Below are 5,419 nucleotides of genomic sequence, written 5' to 3'. Positions count from 1 at the left end.
ACCGCCCTCGTCATCAGCCAGATCCTCCTGCATCAAGAGAATCAGGGCCGGCGCCGTTCGTCACTCCATACACGAGTCAGTGGCTACGTCCTTTGGTATTATATGCGTATCAAACGATCCATATGTCGTCGCCCATTCCTCGTCCGACAGGTCGCCACGCATCTACAGGTCTCCGCAAAGACCAGCTTTGAATCACGTATAGGCCAGTCTGAAAAGACCTTTTGCCAACGGAATCTAACTGACGACATACCTTGGCAATTACGTCATAAAACAGCGTGCCTCTCGCAATTCTTCCTTCAGTTTGTCCATGAGCTGATTTACTGGCATAGCCCGCGCCAGAGGGCCCCCTGACCTGCCCGATAAGCGCCAAAACCATTTTCACCACAGTTTCTGGCAGCTTTGTTGAGCGCTTTCCCCGCATCATAAGCAATGGGGTAATCGGGAACCGGTGGAATGCCGATACTGCCACTCAGGCCTGTAAACCGATTTTGAAGACAGCGCGCAGGACGTCCTGAAACAAGAACGGCCATGCATGTATGAAACGCGGCTGGTCCGCCAAAGCCTTTCGGTAAGCTTCATCCGCGTCTGTCTTCGGGCAGAGAATGAAGGCCGTGCCCATCTGTGCGGCGACGGCACCCAGGGCAAAGGCAGCCGCCATGCCTGCTCCATCCATGATACCGCCTGCGGCAATCACAGGAATATTGCATTTCCGTAAAAGAAGGCGGGTCAGGGCAAATGTTCCCAGAGCATCGTCATGATTTGTCGGACCGAAAATGCCACGATGGCCGCCCGCCTCAATCCCTTGTGCCACAATCGCATCCATCCCTGTTGTTTCGGTAGCATGGGCTTTCTCCAGACTGGTTACTGTTACCAGCAAAAGCGTACCTGTCGCCTTCAGGGCCGAAATCTTCTCGGCTGAAGAAAGCCTGATGCGGCTTTGTTTTGCAGCCACGCTGGCGGGTCGTAGAACGGTTTTTTGCATGAGCTACACGATGCCGCAGGCTTGTCATGGATTACGAGCGTTCCGCTTCAACGCTCGCAAGTCTCTTTGTCGTCGCTTTCGCATGTTTCATGCTCAGAAACGCCGCTATACTCGCTTACGGTACGTAACACCCTCTGATAGATCCTGAGCCTGCATGGTTTTTTTAACCGAATACTCACCTTTTTACCTTTCTATGTGTTTCAACTGAGACAAATAGCGGCAAAGTTGCATCCTCCTTCGTGACCTTCAGCAGGAAGCCACAACATTGACGCTGGGGCTATGGTCAGATGGAGACGTCAGCAAGGTGAAGAAACCCATTATCGATCTCGATGATATTCTTACGGTTGCAGACCCTTTCGTATCCTATGCGGAAAAGGAAGCTGATTTGGCGATGGTCATGCGTCTGCCCGAACTGTATATGACGTCCCTTTATAATCATCTTATTAAACATGTCATAATTATTCATTATGAATTTCTTGCACAACGGGCCATGAGGTTCTGTGAGTTTTCGAATTAATGCCACGAACTTATTGCTGTTGATCTTGAGTATTTACTTAAAATAATAAATTAATAATATAAAGGAAACAAGAATGAACTACGAATTTGCACTGAAAAACAGACAGTCTGTGCTAAATTTCATCAATGAAGATAAAACACATGCTGTTATTGAAATCCTGAATACGGGAAGGCATGTCTGCAAATTCGAAGATCCAGATTGTCCGGATTCCATAAAGATATTGCAGGAACAGATTATCGAGGCCTTGGTTCGCAAGATCAATGACGAAAATTATCGGGATATATTTGATATTCTGAACAGGCTACCTGTTTTCTTCGGTCTGAATCTTCGTCTTTCCATTGAAATCAGCCTCCTGAATATTTCTCGTAATATCGATTTGCCTCTGCAGATCAGATATATGGATAATCTTCCTGGACATTTGCGAAATGATCCCGTCATGCAACTGATTGAAGCTGAAACGCTCCGGCAGACGGGGCAGTCTGATCGTGCACTGACCCTCTACAATCAGGTGCCTATCCGGGAAAGCTGGTGGCCATTTACGTCATTATGGGAAGAACTTACCCGCGGACTGGCGCGCTACATGATGGAAATGAACCAGCAGTTCCTCGCCAGACAGTCTCTCCCTGATAAAGGATGGTCTCCTGATGCACAGGCGCTGCGACCCCTTGTATCGGGATTACTGAGCCGCCAGGCGGGAAGTGCCCAAGGGTTTAAGGGGGATATTGAGCGTGTCATATGGAATACGCCTGTACCCGGCATTGATGTCGGTGGTCTGGTGATTTCCTTTCTATGTGACCATATAACTGATCTTGATGCGGATAGGGCTGCTACCGTCTTTCATCTGGCTGTTTCTTTTGACAAACAGGCGGATATCCAGCGAATTCTGTCGCAAAAAATGTTTGTGTCTGAAACATTGTCGCTGCACCCTCTGTTTATAAAATATTTCGATATTTTCTCGCAAAAAAATATTTCTATTAGAGGGATATTTCTAAAATGCCTTAATGCTTTTCTTCAATCATCATTCTGTTTGGATTTCCGCAATGGCAACCTGAATGCGTTTTCTTTCAGTGTGCTCGACAGCACTCCCGTATGGGCCACGGAAGTCCTGTCCCGGTACCGCGCCCGGCTGAACGGGGGCGGGATACGAGGTATCCCTTTTCTCAATCAGCCACGACATGACATTTTTCTGCGCACAGGGGGAGAAAATCATACTTTTATTGGAATTTTCGGGCAGATGCGTGATCCGCAGGGCAGTTTCTCAAAAATTATGAAATATCTGCATGCAGATACTGCCCAATACCGTGCCGCAGGCAAACGCCTGAGTATTGGTATTGCGACGTGGAACCTGACGGGACAGAAAAAGATTGAAGATGGCACACTGGTGGGGGAATTTTTATCTCGTATACCCCGGTGCCTGCAGAAGATCATATCCACCAATCATATCAAAAATCTATTGGAATTGCGGCATATTTTACCGCATACGGCAGATGCATTACAGAAGGCTTCCTGCACCAATAATATGGTCGATGAGGGCATAATTCGTAGTATTGCCTCGCAAAATGGGTTTCATGATCAAGATATATTCATCAACATTGAAACCGAAGATCAATATCTGGAAGATATCGGAAAGGAATTCCGTTCTTTTTATAAAAGAGTCAGTGTTGGCATAGAAAATCAGGCACGTATGTGGCATCGCATCGCGGCCCTTTATGGCTTGGCGAAGCAGGCTACACAGAAAACGGCACAACCGATTGGCAATATGGCCCTGATAAGGCCAGATGTTCTTTTTCGTGGCGGGTCCATTATCGACCAGATCGAGAAAGCTGTACATCAAACATCGGAAGACGTCGCGATCTGTGATTATGACCCGCATGCATACTGGATCGAAGGGGTAGGAGATCGTTATTTTGCCGGTCGCGCAACAGCCGTTGCCCGGGCATTCGATGGTAAAGATTTGATTTTACAGATCATGAGGGACCCGGTACTTTCCACCCATTATCAGGACAGACCTTTCTGGCACCGGTTTGCCCAGACCATATTTTATGAAAGTGACGTATTCCTCCAGCAATCTGCTGCCATTGACATGGAATTCCTGAGGCAGAGCATTCCGCTGGATGTATTGAAACCTGCTCTTCAGAAAGACTATGTACAAATATCAGACCATGGTTTGAAAGACCTGATTAAAAGGTTTGTTTCTTCATCGTAAATATTTGTATAAAAATGGCAAGATGTGGACAGATGTGATGTTGTGGACAGTCCCTGTACGGGATGTGCGAGGATAAACTTATTGCTATCTACAATGTCGGGAGCTACCTATGGAAACGATTTCGAAAATTGGTCTGTAATTGACTACGAATGTTTTTTTAGTTGCAGGGGACCGACAGTAAGAGAAATATTCTTGTGCACCGTCATTTGCGACGTGGCGAGGTCTCCCGTTTCTTTGAAACGCTTCTCTCGTGTCTGGTTGGCATGGAATATTGCAGCGCGTCGCATTATTGGACGCACGAGATTGCAGCATCGGGGCATACCGTGAACATGGTGCCGGCGATTTACGTGAAACCCTATGTCAAACGCGGCAAGATTGATGCGGCCTATGCCGAGGAGATCTGCGAGGCGTTATCTGGCCGTCCCCACGCTGGAACGGATGCAGGCCTAAGGTCTGTTGGGCCTTGAATGACAGAACGGACTGCATCGCTGTTTATGATGAGCATGATGTGGTCTGTCTTTTCCGATACCGCATCGTCCGTCTGGGCGCCCTTGATCGAGGAAGTCCGTCCGAAGGGAAAGACCCCGCCGAAGAACCTTCGACGGACGATATCCGCGATTTTCTGGCGCCATCAGAACGGCGCGAAATGGCGTACCCTGCCTTTCTGCGTTTGGTCCCTGGTGGATTGCCGCATAGTTGTTCATTCGCTGGTCGAAGCGTGGGGTGAGGCAGAGCCTCTTTGAAAAGGTCAGCAGCCCGGAGCCGGCATTGGGCATCGTCTTTCTTGATGGGACGACGATCCGTGCCCATCACAAGGCGGCCGGTGCCGCCAAAAAAGGGATAGAATGGACGCCGCAGAGATCGTGAGGCGCTTGGCCGCTCACGTGGAGGTTTTGGCACCAAGGTCTGTGTAGTCGCAGAAGGCCATGGCAGGGTTCTTTCCTTCACGCTTTCTTCCGGACTGGCGCACGAACTGCCGTGTGCCTATGCCCTGCTTGATGAGCTGCCACACCCACCGATCCATGCCGTCTGCAATCGCGGGTATGCCTCGCAGAAATTCCGTGAATATCTCTGGAACCACGGGTTCCGTCCCGTCATCCCGCCAAGGAAAAATGATCCAGAAGTCGCCTGTCCCAGATGGGCGTACAGACACCGGCATCTGGTCGAAAACCTGTGGGCAAGGCTCAAGGAATAGAGGGCCGTTGTCACACGCTATGAAAAGACGGCAGCGTCCTTTCTCGCCGTCATTCTCCTCGCTGCTACAGCAGACTACATCAAGGCCTAACAGGCCCTAGCAGCCTGTCGGGTTGGGGTACCCTGTGAAGGGGTAAGGCTGTAGAGTGTCGCGATGAGCCGCTTCATCCCGTTTGACCGATCCCAGCCGTATCTTCTGCCGCCTGATCTGACGTCGTGGCTTCCGGCTGACGATATGGCGCATTTCATTGTCGCAGCTGTTGAGCGGGTTCCGATGAGTGCGTTCTGCGTGCCAGTGCGCACGGGAGGCAAGGCGCAGTATCATCCGCGCCTGATGCTGGCCCTTCTGATCTTCAGCTATGCGAACGGGTTGTTTTCCTCACGCCGGATCGAGCGGGCGACATATCGCGACATCGGGGTACGCTTCGTGGCGGCGAACCTGCATCCGGATCATGATACGATTGCGACCTTCCGCCGGACGAACCGGACAGCCATTGAAGCTGCATTTGCGCAGGTCCTG

Annotated in this window: 4 protein-coding genes and 2 pseudogenes; 5 read left to right on the top strand and 1 reads right to left on the bottom strand. The window is 50.0% G+C overall.

Annotation, left to right across the window (positions count from 1 at the left end):
- Positions 1–469 precede the first annotated feature (469 nt).
- Positions 470–952 carry an NAD(P)H-dependent flavin oxidoreductase gene (locus CFR80_RS16775; protein WP_258367919.1) on the bottom strand — a complete coding sequence of 161 codons (483 nt, stop codon included), beginning with the start codon at positions 950–952 and terminating at the stop codon, positions 470–472.
- On the opposite strand from CFR80_RS16775, the pseudogene CFR80_RS20010 reads away from it, so the two are divergent.
- The 5 genes and pseudogenes from CFR80_RS20010 to CFR80_RS16755 form a co-directional block, all read left to right on the top strand.
- A pseudogene (locus tag CFR80_RS20010) lies at positions 934–1,110 on the top strand (IS5/IS1182 family transposase); the annotation flags it as partial. The gene CFR80_RS16775 and the pseudogene CFR80_RS20010 overlap by 19 nt on opposite strands.
- A gap of 137 nt (positions 1,111–1,247) precedes the next feature.
- Positions 1,248–1,499: a hypothetical protein gene (locus CFR80_RS16770; RefSeq protein ID WP_110507747.1), complete on the top strand. Its 252-nt coding sequence runs from the start codon at positions 1,248–1,250 to the stop codon at positions 1,497–1,499.
- Positions 1,500–1,572: 73 nt separating this feature from the next.
- On the top strand, positions 1,573–3,705 hold the full coding sequence (locus CFR80_RS16765) for a hypothetical protein (RefSeq protein ID WP_258367918.1): 2,133 nt from the start codon (positions 1,573–1,575) through the stop codon (positions 3,703–3,705).
- Positions 3,706–4,211: 506 nt separating this feature from the next.
- Positions 4,212–4,990, top strand: a pseudogene (locus CFR80_RS16760) (IS5 family transposase).
- 63 nt (positions 4,991–5,053) lie between these two features.
- On the top strand, positions 5,054–5,419 hold a 366-nt coding region (locus CFR80_RS16755), incomplete at its 3' end, for a transposase (RefSeq protein WP_146221678.1).

The sequence above is a fragment of the Komagataeibacter oboediens genome (genome assembly GCF_003207815.1).
GTDB lineage: Bacteria > Pseudomonadota > Alphaproteobacteria > Acetobacterales > Acetobacteraceae > Komagataeibacter > Komagataeibacter oboediens.
The sequence above is the reverse complement of the archived record's forward strand: the minus strand, read 5'-3'. Positions and strand labels throughout refer to the sequence as shown.